Annotated in this window: 20 protein-coding genes; 15 read left to right on the top strand and 5 right to left on the bottom strand. The window is 37.2% G+C overall.

Annotation, left to right across the window (positions count from 1 at the left end):
• Positions 1-173 precede the first annotated feature (173 nt).
• Genes M0D58_RS17880 through M0D58_RS17870 form a run of 3 tightly spaced genes read left to right on the top strand, consistent with a single transcriptional unit; the run spans position 174 to position 2,817 of the window.
• Positions 174-1,517 carry a cytochrome ubiquinol oxidase subunit I gene (locus tag M0D58_RS17880; protein ID WP_248392353.1) on the top strand — a complete coding sequence of 448 codons (1,344 nt, stop codon included), beginning with the start codon at positions 174-176 and terminating at the stop codon, positions 1,515-1,517.
• Positions 1,514-2,518 carry a cytochrome d ubiquinol oxidase subunit II gene (locus M0D58_RS17875; RefSeq protein WP_248392352.1) on the top strand — a complete coding sequence of 335 codons (1,005 nt, stop codon included), beginning with the start codon at positions 1,514-1,516 and terminating at the stop codon, positions 2,516-2,518. The genes M0D58_RS17880 and M0D58_RS17875 overlap by 4 nt, the downstream gene beginning before the upstream one ends.
• Before the next feature lie 32 nt (positions 2,519-2,550).
• The gene (locus M0D58_RS17870) at positions 2,551-2,817 is read left to right on the top strand and encodes a hypothetical protein (protein ID WP_248392351.1); all 267 of its coding nucleotides are present in this window, start codon (positions 2,551-2,553) and stop codon (positions 2,815-2,817) included.
• 7 nt (positions 2,818-2,824) lie between these two features.
• Here M0D58_RS17870 and M0D58_RS17865 read toward each other — a convergent pair whose 3' ends face one another.
• The 5 genes from M0D58_RS17865 to M0D58_RS17845 form a co-directional block, all read right to left on the bottom strand.
• Complete coding sequence (locus M0D58_RS17865) at positions 2,825-3,643, bottom strand: OmpA family protein (protein WP_248392350.1); 819 nt, start codon at positions 3,641-3,643, stop codon at positions 2,825-2,827.
• A gap of 113 nt (positions 3,644-3,756) precedes the next feature.
• Complete coding sequence (locus M0D58_RS17860) at positions 3,757-4,314, bottom strand: hypothetical protein (RefSeq protein WP_248392349.1); 558 nt, start codon at positions 4,312-4,314, stop codon at positions 3,757-3,759.
• A gap of 9 nt (positions 4,315-4,323) precedes the next feature.
• Entirely contained in the window at positions 4,324-6,024 is a 1,701-nt protein-coding gene (lysS, locus tag M0D58_RS17855) for a lysine--tRNA ligase (RefSeq protein ID WP_248392346.1), read from the bottom strand.
• A gap of 161 nt (positions 6,025-6,185) precedes the next feature.
• The gene (locus tag M0D58_RS17850; RefSeq protein ID WP_248392343.1) at positions 6,186-6,563 is read right to left on the bottom strand and encodes a c-type cytochrome; all 378 of its coding nucleotides are present in this window, start codon (positions 6,561-6,563) and stop codon (positions 6,186-6,188) included.
• Complete coding sequence (locus tag M0D58_RS17845; RefSeq protein ID WP_169229170.1) at positions 6,563-6,793, bottom strand: hypothetical protein; 231 nt, start codon at positions 6,791-6,793, stop codon at positions 6,563-6,565. Before M0D58_RS17845 ends, M0D58_RS17850 begins: the two co-directional genes overlap by 1 nt.
• A gap of 381 nt (positions 6,794-7,174) precedes the next feature.
• Here M0D58_RS17845 and M0D58_RS17840 point away from each other — a divergent pair, with 381 nt between their 5' ends.
• From M0D58_RS17840 to M0D58_RS17785, 12 genes are all read left to right on the top strand, one after another.
• A complete protein-coding gene (locus M0D58_RS17840) occupies positions 7,175-8,593 on the top strand; it encodes an anthranilate synthase component I family protein (protein WP_248392340.1) in 1,419 nt (472 codons plus the stop codon).
• Positions 8,594-8,609: 16 nt separating this feature from the next.
• On the top strand, positions 8,610-9,218 hold the full coding sequence (locus M0D58_RS17835; RefSeq protein WP_248392337.1) for an anthranilate synthase component II: 609 nt from the start codon (positions 8,610-8,612) through the stop codon (positions 9,216-9,218).
• A 22-nt stretch (positions 9,219-9,240) separates the two neighbouring features.
• Positions 9,241-10,227 (top strand): anthranilate phosphoribosyltransferase, encoded by a 987-nt coding sequence (gene trpD, locus M0D58_RS17830; protein WP_248392334.1) that lies wholly within the window; start codon positions 9,241-9,243, stop codon positions 10,225-10,227.
• A gap of 6 nt (positions 10,228-10,233) precedes the next feature.
• Positions 10,234-11,013: an indole-3-glycerol phosphate synthase TrpC gene (gene trpC, locus M0D58_RS17825; RefSeq protein WP_248392331.1), complete on the top strand. Its 780-nt coding sequence runs from the start codon at positions 10,234-10,236 to the stop codon at positions 11,011-11,013.
• Positions 11,014-11,031: 18 nt separating this feature from the next.
• Positions 11,032-11,712, top strand: coding sequence for a phosphoribosylanthranilate isomerase (locus M0D58_RS17820; protein ID WP_248392328.1), 681 nt, complete (start codon positions 11,032-11,034; stop codon positions 11,710-11,712).
• Between the two features lie 73 nt (positions 11,713-11,785).
• Complete coding sequence (gene tnpA / locus M0D58_RS17815; RefSeq protein ID WP_248392325.1) at positions 11,786-12,238, top strand: IS200/IS605 family transposase; 453 nt, start codon at positions 11,786-11,788, stop codon at positions 12,236-12,238.
• Between the two features lie 85 nt (positions 12,239-12,323).
• Positions 12,324-13,502 (top strand): tryptophan synthase subunit beta, encoded by a 1,179-nt coding sequence (trpB, locus tag M0D58_RS17810; RefSeq protein WP_248392321.1) that lies wholly within the window; start codon positions 12,324-12,326, stop codon positions 13,500-13,502.
• Between the two features lie 162 nt (positions 13,503-13,664).
• Positions 13,665-14,399 (top strand): tryptophan synthase subunit alpha, encoded by a 735-nt coding sequence (trpA, locus tag M0D58_RS17805; RefSeq protein ID WP_248392318.1) that lies wholly within the window; start codon positions 13,665-13,667, stop codon positions 14,397-14,399.
• Positions 14,400-14,431: 32 nt separating this feature from the next.
• Positions 14,432-15,160, top strand: a complete 729-nt coding sequence (gene lipB, locus M0D58_RS17800; RefSeq protein ID WP_248392292.1) for a lipoyl(octanoyl) transferase LipB — start codon at positions 14,432-14,434, stop codon at positions 15,158-15,160.
• 348 nt (positions 15,161-15,508) lie between these two features.
• Positions 15,509-16,141 carry an NAD(P)H-dependent oxidoreductase gene (locus M0D58_RS17795; protein WP_248392275.1) on the top strand — a complete coding sequence of 211 codons (633 nt, stop codon included), beginning with the start codon at positions 15,509-15,511 and terminating at the stop codon, positions 16,139-16,141.
• A 24-nt stretch (positions 16,142-16,165) separates the two neighbouring features.
• A complete protein-coding gene (locus M0D58_RS17790) occupies positions 16,166-16,600 on the top strand; it encodes a MarR family winged helix-turn-helix transcriptional regulator (RefSeq protein ID WP_248392272.1) in 435 nt (144 codons plus the stop codon).
• Positions 16,601-17,023 carry an organic hydroperoxide resistance protein gene (locus M0D58_RS17785; protein WP_248392269.1) on the top strand — a complete coding sequence of 141 codons (423 nt, stop codon included), beginning with the start codon at positions 16,601-16,603 and terminating at the stop codon, positions 17,021-17,023. It abuts the gene before it with no gap.
• The last annotated feature ends 77 nt before the right edge of the window (positions 17,024-17,100 follow it).

Here is a 17,100-nt window from a genome sequence, read left to right as displayed (position 1 = left end):
GTTATGAAAGTTAAAATATGTCAAAAACCACGAGACTTTTCCACAGAATCTGAATAGAATTTACTCATAAAAAATACAAAGTTAAAATCTTCAATCTGAATAATAACTGTCGGAAATCATATTCGTATATAGGCAATTTATCCTTACATTTATTTACTTAAAATTTAGTATTTATGGACGATTTCCTTGCAGCTCGTGCCCAAATGGCAATGTCCCTCGGTTTTCATATTATTTTTTCGTGTGTGGGAATGGTTATGCCTTTTCTGATGGCGTTTGCCCACTGGAAATATTTAAAAACAAATAATGAAATCTACAAAGGTCTCACCAAAGCATGGAGCAAAGGCGTCGCCATACTTTTTGCCACCGGAGCTGTTTCCGGAACGATGCTTTCTTTTGAACTCGGACTTCTTTGGCCACACTTCATGAAACATGCAGGCCCTATTTTCGGGATGCCATTTTCCCTGGAAGGAACAGCCTTTTTTATAGAAGCTATTGCCATAGGATTTTTTCTTTACGGCTGGGACAGATTCAACAAATGGTTTCACTGGTTCTGTGGCTTTCTGGTAGGTATAAGCGGTTTAGCGTCCGGAATTTTAGTCGTTGCAGCCAATGCATGGATGAATTCTCCTGCCGGTTTTGATTATATTAACGGACAGTACCTGAATATAGACCCTATTAAAGCAATGTTTAATGATGCGTGGTTTCCGCAGGCGCTGCATATGACAGTCGCTGCATTTTGCGCCACAGGATTCGCCGTTGCAGGACTTCATGCCTATATGATTCTTCGCAAAAAGAATATTGAATTTCATACCAAAGCTTTTAAAATTGCTGCCGGATTCGCATTAATAGGAGCGTTTGGAGCACCTCTTAGTGGTGATGTTGCCGCGAAATCTGTTGCGGAAAGACAACCTATCAAATTAGCAGCAATGGAAGCACATTTTGAAACGGAAAAAGGTGCAGCTTTTGTGATTGGCGGTATCCCGAATGAGCAAAAAGCAGAAATAAAATATGCCATAAAAATCCCTAAAGTCTTAAGTTTTCTCGTAAGCAATGATTTTAATTCTGAAGTAAAAGGACTGAAAGATTTCCCAAGGGATGAATGGCCGCCGGTTGCTGTAGTGCATTTTGCCTTTCAGATTATGATTTTCTTCGGAGTGGTGATGATTATTATAGGAATTATTTATTTATATGCTGCGTTTTTTAAAAAAGAGTGGCTGAAAAAGAAGTGGCTGCTGAAAACATTCTTAATAGCAACACCTTTTGGATATATCGCACTGGAAGCCGGATGGACCGTAACGGAAGTGGGGAGGCAGCCCTGGATTATTTACGGAATTATGAAAACTGTTGATGCCGTAACACCGATGCCCGGAATTCAGTATTCATTCTATTTCTTTACCGCTGTTTTTGTTTCACTGTCTTTCGTTATTATTTTCCTTCTGACAAGACAGATCAAAATGGTCCCGAAACTTTACGATCCTACGGATCCTCAGTTTAACGATAAACAAAAAAAATTATGATATACGTAGTTATAGGTTTCCTCTGGCTGTCGATCTGTCTTTATGTGATTTTGGGCGGAGCAGATTTTGGAGCAGGAATCGTAGAGCTTTTTACGAGAAAAAAGAACCGTCCGAAAACCCAAGTGATCATGTATGAATCGATTGCTCCGGTGTGGGAAGCCAACCATATGTGGCTGATCATCGCTATTGTTATTCTTTTTGTAGGGTTTCCTGAAATCTATACCACCCTATCAACTTATCTGCATATTCCTCTGGTTTTAATGCTTATCGGGATCATTGCGCGAGGAACGGCATTTACATTCAGGCATTATGATGCCGTGAAAGATGAATGGCAGAGGCTATATACGCAGATTTTTTATTTTTCAAGTCTTCTGACGCCTTTTTTTCTGGGATTAATTGCTGCTGCAACTATTTCGCATTCTATTAATCCTGATGCCAAAGGGTTTTTAGATCTCTATATTTTCAGCTGGCTGAACTGGTTCGGGGTTGCTGTAGGACTTTTCACGGTTTCCATCTGTGCTTATCTGGCTTCTGTTTTTGCTTTGAGAGAAACAGTTGACCGCCTCGAACTTAATTTAATGATTAAAAAATCGAAACAAACGATGATTTTTGTTGTCATTACAGGAGCACTTGTTTTCTTAACAGCTTATCTGTCTGATATTCCCTTGATCATGTGGGTTTTTTCAAAGCCACTGGGAATGATGGCAACGGCTTTTGCAACCATTTGTCTCCTGTTGATTCTCAGAGCTATGAATACCAAAAAACTTCTTCCTGTAAGGGCATTAGCCGGGTTTCAGGTGATTATGATTTTAGTTGCAGCCACCTACCAGCATAATCCCAATATTATTCTTTTCGGAAACGGGCAGCACCTTTCTTTACTGGAGCATATTGCAGCTCCGAAAACCATTTCCGCTTTAGGCTGGGCACTGATTTTAGGGTCTATTTTTATTTTACCGTTTTTATTTTACCTGATGGCTTCGTTCAGCAAACTAAGAAGATAATATTAAATAACAACATTCAATAAAAACTTGTTATGGTGGAATTTGATCTGAAAAATTTTAAACTCATTTCATTGAGCCAGTATATTTACAGATTATTTAAAAATCATCATGACACTTATCTGATGGAAGTAACCTGCGGAACTCACGGTGTATGGGAAGTCTGGATACAACTTACTCAAGATGAAATTTTACTTTATAAAAACGAAGGAAATAAAGGATTGGAAAAAACAGCAAATTTGATTTCTTATCACTGTTATAATCCCGATTACCAGAAAAGATATTTGAAAATAACAGAATAATAAATTTTTACTTTTTACGCACCACAATTTCCACCCGCCTGTTTTTTATCATATCTTCTTCAGTACGTTCAGGATAAACGACGGGATTGAGATGTCCCATTCCGGTAACTTTTATCCGGCGCGAATCTATTCCCTGCTTTTCGAGAAATTCTCTGATCGCATGAGCTCTTGTCCAGGAAAGATTAAAAGTTTTCAGATCGAGATCTTCACCATCGAAATTATCATAATCACAACAGATATGTCCCTGAAGCTCCACTTCAAGAGATGGGTTATTTTTCAGCACATCAGCCAGCTGAATCAGAACTTTATTTCCTTTTGGAAACCAGACATGGCGCCCTCCGATAAAATTGACATTCGGTAAAGAATAATTCTCTCCAACTTTCATATCAGCAACCTTCCTGCTGAAAAAGCTTTCAAACGTTCTGCCTGATTTTATTTCGCCCGCCCTCAGCACCTGATCAATAAAAATATCTACTCTCCTGTTTTTACGGCGCAATTCTTCGGTACTGTTGTCATTGATCTGCTTTTCTTTTCCCAAACCAACAACGCTTTCCAGAGCAATCGTATTTCCGATTCTTGCCTGAAGATATTTATTCACTGCATTAGCCCGACTTTCAGATAGCTTTTTATTATACTCCGAACTTCCGGAAATATCACAGTTTCCAAAAATCCTGAATTTCAGATTGCTTTTCAGGTTTACCAGACTATCTAATTTTCTTCGGGATTCTTTCGTGAGTGTATAACTGTCATAATCGAAATAGACAGAAGTGAGCATCTGTGACTGAACACTTATACAACAGAAAACCAGCAATACGAGAGTTTTCATCTGATAGTTTTTAATGGAAACGGAGAATTAATAGAAATAGTCTGTCTATTTTTTAAAAAATTATGGGGAAGCGCGAACTACCCCATAAATTAAATTATAAACTTTTTATATTATTAAGATTCTTCAAATTCTTTTAATATTTCTATCATTTCGTCTTCCCCACCTTTCAATTCTTTAATTTTATTTATTAGTTCAGGTTTAGATTCTGTAATTCTTAATAAAATTTTCTCATTATTTTCAAATAAGCCAACTTTAATAGGTTCCCTTTTAGAATCTAAAAACAAATAATAAATTGCAGTATAATGCATTTGAGGGATAAATTGCTTATACAATTTAATATTTCCATCATATAAAAGCTGCATTAAACGATTTCTGGAAATTTCTTTATGATAAATCTTTTTTTTACCATCTAAGTCTGAAAAAGATAGTTCTTTAATATCTTGGGGCTGAACTGTATATAATTTTTTACCATTATCATCAACAACTTTTACTTTACGAAAAAAGCTGTCTTCGTCGATATTTACTCGTGATGATTCTTTAATCATTGGTATATCAACTTTTACTCTTAAAGAGTCATTATTTTCTTTGACAATTAAAACAGCTGTTAAATGTCTTTGGCTAAAAGTAAAAATGTAAAAAAAACAAAAAAAGAATGCCGTACTAGTTTTCATAAATGAGTTTTATGCTAACTTTATCAACAAAACCTCATCAATCTTTTCAACTTTCACCAGATTATTCTTTGTCAGAGTTTTTGAAGCTTTATCCCATTTTTTACCGGAAAGCTGGCTTCTTTCTTTCACTTCTGCCAAAGTAAACGGTTCTTCCTGGGAATTTAAAATTTCAAGAATCACTTTTTCGTCTTCACCTAATTCTATTTGCGGAACTGCTTTTTCAGGTCTCATCTGCGGGAAGAACAATACTTCCTGAATGGATGCATTATTCGTTAAGAACATGATCAGACGGTCCATTCCGATTCCTAAACCTGATGTTGGCGGCATTCCGTATTCCAGGGCTCTTAAGAAATCTTCGTCGATAAACTGACCTGCTTCATCATCCCCTTTTTCAGACAATTTTAACTGATCCTCAAAACGTTCTCTCTGATCAATCGGATCATTCAGCTCCGAGTAAGCATTCGCTATTTCTTTTCCGCAAACCATCAGCTCAAAACGTTCCGTAAGACCTTCTTTGCTTCTGTGTTTCTTCGTCAAAGGAGACATTTCGATAGGATAATCGGTAATGAAAGTTGGCTGGATGAAGTTTCCTTCACATTTCTCCCCGAAAATTTCATCAATAATTTTTCCTTTACCCATTGTTTCGTTCACCTCAATTCCGATAGACTTTGCGAAATCAAACAATTCCTGCTCTGTTTTCCCTGTAATATCAAAACCTGTGAATTTCAGGATTGCATCCGTCATTGAAATTCTTTGGTAAGGCGCTTTAAAATCTACTTCATATTCACCAAAAGTAGCCTTTGTCGTACCGTTTACCTGAATAGCGCAGAATTCCAGTAATTTTTCCGTGAAATCCATCATCCAGTTGTAATCTTTATAAGCTACATAGATTTCCATGGCTGTAAACTCAGGATTGTGAGTTCTGTCCATTCCTTCGTTTCTGAAGTTTTTGGAGAATTCGTATACCCCGTCGAAACCGCCCACGATCAATCTTTTCAGGTATAATTCATTGGCAATTCTTAAATATAATGGAATGTCTAAAGCATTATGATGTGTAATGAAAGGTCTTGCCGCTGCTCCTCCCGGAATAGACTGTAAGATCGGAGTTTCCACCTCAAAATATCCGGCATCATTAAAGAATGTCCTCATCGCATTAAACAATTTGGTTCTTTTCACGAAAACATCCTTTATCTGAGGATTTACCGTTAAATCTACGTAACGCTGTCTGTATCTTAGTTCCGGATCATTGAATGCATCATGCACCACTCCGTTTTCATCAGTTTTTGCCTGAGGGAGCGGTCTAAGTGATTTTGTAAGAAGGGTGAAGTTTTTTACCAAAACCGTTTTTTCGCCAACCTGCGTTGTGAAAAGTTCTCCTTCAACCCCGATAATATCTCCTATATCTAAAAGATGTTTGTATACCTCATTGTATAAAGTTTTGTCTTCACCGGTACAGATTTCATCCCTGTTGAAATAAACCTGGATTCTGCCTGTAGAATCCTGCAATTCAGCGAAAGATGCCTTTCCCTGAATTCTTCTTGACATTAATCTTCCTGCAATCTTAACCTGTTTATTATCAGCGAAATCCTGTTTTATAGATTCTGTAGTATCTGTAATTACATATTCATCTGCCGGGAATGCGTTAATCCCCATTTCAACAAGCTTGTTCAGCTTTTCTCTTCTGATAATTTCCTGTTCTGATAATTGCATTATTTCTATATTTCAATAACGCGCAAAGATAAGGGTTTTTGTCCTTAAAATTCAAAATTTTGTCTCATTTCAAAGTAAATTGGGTAAGATTATTGCTAAATAAGGATAAAAAAAACTGTCTCCCGTAATGAGAAACAGCTTTATTATTTTTCAGGATGAAATTATTTTTTCTTTAATGTTAAAATATATTCCACCATTTTTTTTGCCTCTTCTTTTGATACCTGAGGATGAGGTGCCATCGGCACACTGCCCCAGACTCCACTGCCGCCTTCTATAATTTTGGAAGCAAGCAGTTCAATATCTTTTTCAGCATATTTATCTGCAATTTCCTGGTAAGAAGGTCCTATCATTCTTTCATTAACCGCATGACATCCGGAACAGTCCAGACTTTCGATCATCTGTTCTCCGGAAAGACTGCTTTTTGCAGATCCCGCATCAACCCTTTTTTCCGGAGATGCTGTATCAACCGGTACATTTTCTTTTTTGGAACAGGAAATCAGGAATAAGCCCATGATCCCCGTAAGAAAAAGTCTTTTCATTATTTCGTAAGCGTATCAGCTTTTGCATCTTTGGCAGGAACTGACATCGCAGCATTCACATCAGCTTCCGGTGTATCTCTTGTGGTTGCGCTGGAATCCTGCTGTACTGCAGTTGGGGCGTCCGGCTCAGGCAACATTGTGTTGCTGTCTTGTAAGTCATGATTTGGCTTTTTAGAACAGTTAGCCACTAATAAACCTCCGATAAATGCGATTGCTAATACTTTTTTCATTTTCTATAAAATTATTAAGCAAAAATATAAAAAATAAAGTTTTAAACTCATGATAATTATCCGATTTAAAAATATTTCTGAGAAATAAATTACTTCTTTAAGACTTTATGCAGCAGGTTTGTCATCATTAGAATGATAATGGATGGGAATTAATTTTTCCGGATTTTATTTTTTGTATTGAAAAAAATATTTACATTTGTGGCATGTTTAATATCAACAACAATAAAAATTGGTGGTGGCTTTCAAACTCTTCGTCGGGTCTGAAGTTATTGTCGTGTTGGTGATTCTTGTACAGCGATTATAATTTAAAATTATATAATAAAGACTTTGACGTATTCCGTTGAAGTCTTTTTTTTGTTTAAATCATTTAAAGAAACTGCAATGTTCAGTAAAAAAATAAAAATAAAAACCGTTTCCAGAAAAAGTCTCGGAGATCTTCAGACTCCGATGAATATTTACCTGCAAGTGCGTGACAAATTCAGGGATACCATTCTGCTGGAAAGTTCGGACTCTAAAAATATCGAAAATAATTTTTCGTTTATTGCCATTAATGCCATCGCCGGTATTGAAGTTAAAAACATCCATGAATATGAGGTTAAACTTCCAGGACGACAGCCCATAAAATGTGATTTAGATAAAGATATTGCCGGTATTTTTAACGAATTTTCAAATGTGTTTGAATGTGAAAAAACACATGATCCAATTGCAGAAACCGCTCAAAGCCTTTTCGGATATACCAGTTTTGAAGCCGTACAGTTCTTTGAAAAACTTGAATTTAAGCCACAGAGTCCGGAAGTAGAAATTCCTCTTATGCGCTACCGGCTCTACCAATATGTGATTGCCATTAACCATTATAATGATGAAATGCACCTTATTGAAAATCAAATTGAAGGAATAAGATCTGACATATACACACTGGAAAGCTTTATTAAAAACAAAAACCCCGCAATTTATCCTTTTGAAAAAAACGGAGAAGAAACCTCGAATATTACGGATGAAGAATATATTGACCTGGTAAAAAAGGCACAGAAACATTGTATGAGAGGCGATGTATTCCAGCTGGTTCTGAGCAGAAGATTTGAGCAGAAATTCAAAGGTGACGAGTTCAATGTGTATCGCGCTTTGAGAAATATCAATCCTTCACCCTATTTATTTTTCTTTGATTACGGAAACTATAAATTATTCGGTTCAAGTCCTGAAAGCCAATTGATTATTAAAGATAACAAAGCGATTATCCATCCTATTGCGGGAACTTTCAAAAGAACCGGCGACTTTGAAACCGATTTGCAATCGGCTGAATCTTTAAAAAAAGATCCTAAGGAAAATGCAGAACATACCATGCTCGTTGACCTTGCGAGAAATGATCTCGGAAAGCTGGGAAAAAATGTGACCGTAACAAAGCTCAAGGAAATACAGTTATTTTCACACGTTATTCATATGGTAAGTGAAGTTACAGCAGATTTACCGGAAAACACAAAGCCGTTTGAAATGATGGCGGCAACCTTTCCACAGGGAACTTTAAGCGGAGCCCCAAAACATAAAGCTTTGCAGCTTATCAATACCTACGAAAAAAATTCCCGTGGCTATTACGGCGGGTGCATCGGTTTTTTCGGATTGAACGGAAGCTGCAACCAGGCCATCATGATCCGTACCTTTTTAAGCAAAAATAACACGTTGTATTATCAGGCAGGCGCAGGACTGGTCGCGAAATCAAGTCCTGAAAGTGAACTGCAGGAAGTCAATAATAAGCTTAATGCGTTGAAAAAAGCAGTGGAAAAGGCAGAAAAGCTGGCAGAATAATTAATGAAAAAATAAAATGAAATATAACCCAACAACCAACAACCAACAACCAGCAACTAAAGTTCTTGTCTTCGATAATTACGACAGCTTCACCTATAATCTGGTTCAGATGATCGAAAGAATACTTCAGATTAAAGTAGATGTAGTGAAAAACGACGAAATTACGCTGGAAGAGATTGATCAATACGATAAAATTGTACTTTCACCCGGACCCGGAATTCCTGAAGAAGCCGGAATTTTACTGGAATTAATTAAAAAATATGCTTCCACAAAAAGTATTTTAGGAGTTTGCCTCGGTCAGCAGGCTATTGCAGAAGCTTTTGGAGGAAGCCTTATTAATCTTTCGGAAATTTTCCACGGTGTTGCAACATCCGCAGAAATTATAAAACAGGAGACGAAAATTTTCAAAGATCTCAACAGCGGAATGGAAGTGGGAAGATACCACAGCTGGGTAGTGAATCCCAAAGATTTTCCTGAAGAGCTTGAAATAACAGCAGTAGATAAAGACGGAATGATCATGGCATTGCAGCATAAAACCTATGATGTTCATGGCGTACAGTTTCACCCTGAAAGCATTCTGACACCGGAAGGAGAAGTGATTATCAGAAACTTTCTGCTGGATTAATAATTTATCTAAATCAAAATCAATGAAAGAGATTCTTGAATATCTTTTCAATCATCATACTTTGTCTAAATCGCAGGCAAAAGCCATTATGATTGAAATTGCACAAAATAAGTTTAATGCTACTGAAGTAACCGCTTTTGTAACCATTTTCCTGATGCGGAATATTACGCTGCCTGAACTTCAGGGATTTCGTGAAGCTCTTCTGCAAATGGCTGTTCCGGTAAAAATTAATGCAGATGATGCGATTGACATTGTGGGAACAGGTGGCGACGGAAAAAATACCATAAACATTTCTACATTAGCGAGCTTTGTTGTTGCTGGTGCCGGACAAAAAGTAATAAAACACGGAAATTACGGAGCATCAACTCTCACAGGTTCTTCAAATGTTCTGGAACAAGCAGGATATGTCTTCAAAAAAACTTCGGAAGAACTACAAAAAGAACTGGATCAATCCAATATTTGTTTTCTTCACGCACCTTACTTTCACCCTGCCCTTCAATCCGTAGGCGCATTGAGAAAGTCACTCGGACTAAGAACATTTTTTAATCTTCTGGGTCCATTGGTGAATCCTGCCAAGCCCCGGTTTTCAGTAATAGGTGTTTATAATCTTGAGATTGCAAGAATTTATCAATACCTGCTGCAAAAAGATGAACGTGAATTTATGATCGTTCACGGAATGGACGGTTACGATGAAATCAGCCTCACCTATGACACGAAAATCATTACCAAAGAGGGCGAGAAAGTATATTCGACATCGGATCTGGACTTCGAACCTATAACTGCTGAAAGCATTCAGGCGGGATCATCTATTCAGGAAACAGCGGAAATATTTAAAAACATTTTACAAGGAAAAGGAACGTCACAGCAAAATGCAGTGGTTTTGGTTAATGCTGCCGTTGCGCTTCTTCATACAAAAAAATTCGGGGATTACAACGAATGTCTAACCCTTGCTAAAGAAAGTCTTTATAGCGGAAAAGCACTGAACAGCTTCGAACTGTTATTAAAATAATACCTTATGAATATACTTGATCAAATCGTTCAGAGAAAAAAGGAGGAAATTGAGTTTTCAAAGTCGAAAATTTCTGTTCAGCTGCTTAAAGATTCAGCATTCTTTGAGAGAAAAACCTATTCTTTGAAGAAAACCATCAAAACCAAAAGCGGAATCATTGCCGAATTTAAAAGAAAGTCTCCTTCAAAAGGAATTATTAATGACAATGTTTCTCCGTTAGACGTCGCTTCAGCGTATGAAAAGTCTAGAGCAAGCGCAATTTCGGTATTAACAGATCAGGATTTTTTTGGAGGAAGCTTTGATGATATCATTCAAATACGGCAACAGATCAGTATTCCTATTTTAAGAAAAGATTTTATGGTGGATGAATATCAGTTTTATGAAGCTAAAAATATGGGAGCCGATATCGTATTGCTTATTGCTGCCTGTCTTTCTGTTTCTCAAGTTGATGAATTTACAGATCTCGCTCATCAGCTCGGATTAGAGGTTTTGCTGGAAATTCATACCGAAGAAGAATTAAAACATTACAACAAAAATATTGACCTGGTTGGAATCAACAACCGGAATTTAAAAGATTTCCGTGTAGATCTCGAACATTCCGTTCAGTTAAAAAACCTGCTTCCAAAAGAGACCTTTTCCGTTGCCGAAAGCGGAATTTACAGCATTGAAGATTTCTTGTATTTGAAAGAAAAAGGGTTTGACGGTTTCCTTATGGGAGAATACTTTATGAAAGATGAAAATCCGGGAAATAAGTTCAGAGAATTTGTTTTGAATGTAACAATGTAACAGTTTAAAAATTTAACAATGATGGAGCAGCAAAAACTACTACCCGGAAATGATCTGTTGAAACTGAAAGTTTGCGGTTTAACACAACTGGAACAAATCGAAGAGCTGACTGCAATGAAAACGGATTTTCTTGGTTTTATTTTTTATGAAAAATCATCCAGATATATTTTAAATCATTTGAATTTAAAACAAATTGGAGAAATCAAACATCGGGGAAAAGTCGGGGTTTTTGTGAATGAAAGTTTAGAAAGAATAGCGAAGACCGCAGAAAAAGCAAAATTGAATTTTATCCAGCTCCACGGCGATGAAAGCAAAGATTTTACTATTGAATTAAGAAAAAAAATACATCCGGAAACCGGAATTATTAAAGTCATAAGAATGGGAAATCAAAACTCACATGAGTTACCGCAAATTATCCATGAAAACCAATCAGCAGATTATTTTCTTTTTGATACCGATTCTACAGCCTTTGGCGGAACCGGAACAACTTTCGACTGGAACATTTTGAACTCCATTGAAATCTCACTTCCCTATTTTCTAAGCGGCGGCATTTCATCAGAGAATATTGAAAAAATAAAGCTCTTAAAGCAAAAACCCTTCGCCATCGATATCAATTCGCGCTTTGAAATAAAACCCGGTGTCAAAGATTTGGAAAAAATAAAAATGCTAAACAAATATATCCACAAAACGGAGTCCTGAAGGGACGACCTATAACAGAATCGGATGTAAGTCCGATTTAAATTACATCAAAATAATTTAAAAACACAAACAGATGTCACAATCATTAGTAAAAAATTATGTACACATTGTTTTCAGCACAAAACATCGGGAAGATTTCATTGATGAAAAAATAGAAAAAGAATTATTTTCATACATCGCGGTCATTTGTAAAAATTTAGAAAGTACAGCATTGCAAATTGGAGGAACAGATAATCATATTCATATTCTTTGCATTTTGTCAAAGAAAATTGCATTAATGAAATTAGTTCAGGAAATTAAAGCCAATTCATCAAAATGGATAAAAACAAAAGGAAAAGAATATGAAAATTTCTTCTGGCAGGATGGCTACGGAGCTTTTTCAGTGACTGAAGAAAATGTATTTGTTGTCAGAAAATATATCAGAAACCAAAGACAGCATCACCAGCAAATCCATTACAAAGATGAGCTGATAGGCATTCTTGAAAAACATAAAATGAAATATGATGAAAAATATTTATGGGATTAGTTTAATTGGACTGCATCCAATCCTGACATAGGCCGTCCCTTCGGGACTCGCCCAATCAAAATAATATAACTTTAAAAACCAAAATATGAATTACAAAAATCCCGATAAACACGGATATTACGGTGAATTCGGAGGAGCTTTCATCCCCGAAATGCTCTATCCCAATGTAGAAGAATTACAATCCGGTTATCTTGAAATCATTGAATCTGAAAGTTTTCAACGAGAATATCATAGCTTATTAAAAAATTACGTTGGGCGTGCAACCCCTTTGTATTTTGCCAAAAATTTAAGCGAGAAATACAATACCCAAATATACCTCAAAAGAGAAGACCTTAACCATACCGGAGCCCACAAAATCAACAATGCGATCGGCCAGGTTTTATTGGCAAAACGACTCGGAAAAAACAGGATTATTGCAGAAACCGGGGCAGGTCAACATGGAGTAGCTACTGCAACAGCATGTGCTTTATTAGGTCTCGAATGTATTGTTTACATGGGCGAAATCGACATTCAGAGGCAGGCTCCGAACGTTGCCCGTATGAAAATGCTCGGCGCAGAAGTCATTCCCGCAACTTCAGGTTCCAAGACATTAAAAGATGCGGTGAATGAAGCCTTGCGCGACTGGATCAACAATCCCTCAACCACACATTATGTCATTGGAAGTGTGGTGGGACCACACCCTTTTCCGGATCTCGTAGCCCGATTTCAGAGTATTATTTCAAAAGAAATCAAAGAACAGCTGCTGGAACAGACGGGGCGTGAAAATCCTGATTACGTCATTGCCTGCGTTGGTGGCGGAAGCAATGCTGCAGGGGCTTTTTACCATTTTGTAGAGGAAGAAAATGTACAACTGATCGCAGCCGAAGCCGGAGGTTTCGGAGTAGATTCGGGAAAATCTGCTGCCACAACTGTTCTGGGAACTTTAGGCATTCTTCATGGAAGCAAAAGTCTGGTGATGCAAACAGTTGACGGACAGGTCATTGAACCCCATTCCATTTCCGCAGGTCTGGATTATCCGGGAATTGGGCCGTTCCATGCTAATTTATTTAAAGAAAACCGGGCAGAATTTTTCAGCATTAATGATGAGGAAGCCTTGCAATCGGCGTTTCAGCTCACCAGGATCGAAGGCATTATTCCGGCTCTGGAAAGTGCTCATGCTTTAGCCGTTTTGGATAAAAAAAGATTCGAAAAAGATGATCTTGTGGTGATCTGCCTCAGCGGCCGTGGGGATAAAGATATGGAAACCTATCTGAAACATTTATAAATAAATAGTATTACGTTTTTATCAACCCGTAAAAGAAGTAAATTATTAAAGAAAACATAATCAAAGATTTTACACTTTTGAAAGCTGTTGGTTTTGATTAATATTTACAAATATCTTTTGTCTCTTTTGCGGTTAAAACAACAACATTAAAAAAGGTTTAAAATGAAAAAACTAAACATATACTTCACTGCAGGAATTCCTCAACTGGAAGACACCGGAGAAATTATAAAACTTATTCAGGCTTCCGGTGCGGATATGATCGAAATCGGAATGCCTTATTCCGACCCGGTTGCCGACGGACCTGTTATTCAGAAGGCTCACGAATTGGCATTGAAAAACGGAATGACCATCGACAAGCTTTTCTCACAATTAAAATCAATTAAAAATGAAACAAACATTCCTTTGATTTTAATGGGTTACATCAATCCAGTGCTAAGCTTCGGCTTTGAAAGGTTTTGTAAAGAATGTTCCGAAAGCGGTGTTTCAGGACTTATTATTCCTGACCTGCCTCCCATTGAATTTGAAAGAAACTATCATTCAATTATTAAAAAATACAACCTGAACTTTACTTTTCTCATCACTCCGGAAACATCAAGTGAAAGGATCTTGTATCTGGATTCTTTAAGTTCCGGGTTTCTGTACGCCGTAAGCTCATCATCGACCACCGGAAATCAAAATGCAGATTTAAAAAATGAAGACTATTTTTCAAGAATCTCCTCTTTAGCTTTAAAAAATCCAGTAATGATCGGCTTCGGGATTAAAACAAAACAGGATTTTGAAAATGTGACCCAAAAAGCCGCCGGCGGAATTATAGGAACTGCCTTTGTCGATATTTTACTCAGTCATAGAAATTGGAAGAAGGAGGCTATAGATTTCATCCATTCGATCAAAGCGTAAAAATCACTAAATTTGTGTCATCAAAAAATAAAATGAATACACATCAGAATAAAGTTGTAGAATTTGAAGATTTGGGAACAAGAGATTACCAGTCAGCGTGGGATTATCAGGAGTCTCTGATGAAAAACATCATTGATCTTAAAATCAAAAACCGAGATCTGCCTGCAGAAGAGCATGCTACTACACCCAACCACTTCCTTTTAGTAGAACATCCGCATGTTTATACCTTAGGAAAAAGTGGACATGAAGAAAATATGCTCGCCGGAATCGACAAATTAAAGGAAATCGATGCGACTTTTGTAAAGGTAAACCGCGGCGGTGACATTACCTATCACGGATACGGACAAATTGTGGGCTATCCAATTTTAGATCTTGAAAACTTTTTCACCGATATTCATAAATATATGCGAAATCTGGAGGAAGTGATCATCAGAACCATTGCAGAATACGGACTGAAAGGCGAACGTTCCGAAGGGGAAACCGGAGTCTGGCTGGATGTAGGAAAACCTTACGCCAGGAAAATCTGCGCAATGGGCGTGAAAGCTTCTCGATGGGTTACGCTGCACGGTTTTGCACTAAATGTAAATACTGATATGCGCTATTTCGAATACATCATTCCGTGCGGGATCAAAGACAAACAGGTAACTTCCTTAAAAAGAGAGCTGGAAAGAGAACTTACACCTGAAGAAATGGAAGATATTAAAGAAAAAATCAAAAAGCATTTTACGGAGGTTTTTGAGGCGGAATTGCTTATGAAATAATTTTTTAACTATAGAATCTGTCCGTGTAGACAGATTTTTTTTTTAATAATTATTCTGCATGCAACAGATGAACAAACTGTAAAAATGACCGAAAAAAACTGGCTGATTTTTCTTCAAAGCTTTGACGTCAGGAATTTTCAAAATCACATTACTCCTGAAAGCTGACAGTACGGAAAAGTATCTTCCTTTGTTGGAGAAGGAATTTTCCGGTTCTTTATCCAAAAAGAAGAAAATGATTTAACATTTACTTTCAAGCATTTTAAAAACTACACTCAATAATTAAATTGCACACAATTTAATTTGGCAACATTTTTGCATAGACTAATTCAAAATAAAATAATTAACAAAATGTCATTAATAGAAGATTTAAACTGGAGACATGCTGTAAAAGCATATGATCCTACAAAAAAACTCAAAGAAGAAGATTTAAATAAAATTTTAGAAGCAGCAAGGCTTGCTCCCACTTCATCGGGTTTACAGCCATTCCGTGTTATTGTTGTTGAAAATCAGGAATTAAAAGAGAAAATGGTTCAGGGAGCCTTAAATCCTGAAGTGATGAGAGATTCTTCCCACGTATTGGTATTCGCCGCATGGGACAGCTATTCCGATCAAAAAATCGATAAAGTATATGATTATCATACTGATGTGAGAGATCTGCCTAAAGGCCGTTTTTCAAGCTACACTGATAAACTTAAAGAAATATACGGAGCGCAAACTCCTGAACAGCATTTCGCTCATACGGCAAGACAAACTTATATTGCTCTCGGACTTGCCATGGCTCAGGCTGCAGAACTGAAAATCGACAGCACCCCTGCAGAAGGGTTCAGCAATGAAGTGGTGGATGAAATTTTAGGACTGAGCGCTTTAGGATTAAAGAGCGTAAGTTTACTGTATCTGGGATACCGGGACGAAAAAAACGACTGGCTTTCCCACATGAAAAAAGTGAGAATTCCGATGGAGGAATTTATCATTAAAAAATAATCACCACCTTAATTTTTTCACATCATGGAACAACAGGAATCTTTAAAACTGCAAAACCAACTCTGCTTTCCGCTGTATGTAATCGCAAAAGAGATCACCGGCCTTTACCGTCCGTTCCTTGATGAGCTGGATATTACCTATCCCCAGTATCTTGTAATGATGGTATTATGGGAAAATGACGGTCTCTCAGTAAACCATATCGGAGAAAAGCTGTATCTCGACAGCGGGACACTGACGCCCTTATTGAAAAGGCTGGAAACCAAAGGTTTCATCCTGAGGAAAAGAAAAAAAGAAGATGAAAGGGTGGTTGAAGTATTCACCACGGAAACAGGGAAAGCTTTAAAAGCAAAAGCCTGTGAAATTCCGGAAAAAATATATAAAAAGATCGATGTATCCAAGCAGGATTGGATTGATCTTAAGACAAGTGTATTAAAAATATTAAATAAAATAGAAAAATAAATGAAAACCTTATATACAACAAAAGTAACAGCAACAGGAGGCAGAAACGGACATGTAAAAAGCGACAACGGAGTCCTTGATTTAGATGTTAAAATGCCGAAAGCATTAGGTGGTGCCAATGATGAGTTTGCCAACCCGGAAATGCTTTTCGCAGCGGGATACTCAGCGTGTTTTGACAGTGCACTGAACAGGGTGATCTCTTTATCAAAAGTCCAGACAGGAGAGACAACTGTTACTGCGGAAGTAAGCATCGGACAAATTGAAAACGGAGGTTTCGGGCTGGCTGTTCAGCTTGATGTCAATATTCCAGGAGTTCCCCTGGAAGAAGCACAGTCTTTAACAGAAAAAGCACACCAGATCTGTCCTTACTCCAACGCTACAAGAAATAATATCGAGGTGAAACTTTCGGTAACGAATAATTAGAAATTAGCTTTTACCTGTAATGAAGTTTAAACCTTCGGTTTGCGGTTAAAATAAAATCTGTTTCTCAGGAAGCAGAT

The organism is Chryseobacterium nepalense, from assembly GCF_023195755.1.
Classification (GTDB): domain Bacteria; phylum Bacteroidota; class Bacteroidia; order Flavobacteriales; family Weeksellaceae; genus Chryseobacterium; species Chryseobacterium nepalense.
The sequence above is the reverse complement of the archived record's forward strand: the minus strand, read 5'-3'. Positions and strand labels throughout refer to the sequence as shown.